Below are 466 nucleotides of genomic sequence, written 5' to 3' on the forward strand. Positions count from 1 at the left end.
CCTGCCCCCGGTCGTCCCGGAGGTCGTCGAGCATCAGCTCGTCGAGCGGGAGTGCGCCTGCTGTGGGGTCCGGACCCGGGCGCAGGCGCCCGCGGGGGTGGACGCCCCGGTCCGGTACGGCCCCGGGGTCGAGGCCTCGGTCCTCTACCTCTATGGCGGCCAGTTCCTGGCCAGAGACCGGGCCGCGGTCGCGATGGCCGAGCTGTTCGGAATCCGGCTCTCGCCCGGCACGGTGGCCGCGATGCTCGCCCGGGCCGCCGGCCGTCTCGAGAAGGACTTCCTTCCTCAGGTCCGTGACGCGCTCGCCGCCGCGCCGGTCGTCGGGGCCGACGGGACCGGGCTGCGGGTCGCCGGGAAGCTGCACTGGGTGCACTGCGCCCGCACCGACAGGCTCACCCTGGTCGTGGTCCACCCCCGCCGCGGCAGGGACGGTATCGACGTCCTCGGGGTGCTGCCCGGGTTCACC

The 466-nt window shown here is 75.5% G+C and carries 1 protein-coding gene; it reads left to right on the forward strand.

The features are described from left to right. The coding region (locus AC08ON_RS12705) for an IS66 family transposase (RefSeq protein ID WP_476617041.1) at positions 1 to 466 on the forward strand (466 nt) is incomplete at both ends.

Source organism: Frankia sp. CoWAU3 (genome assembly GCF_977971855.1).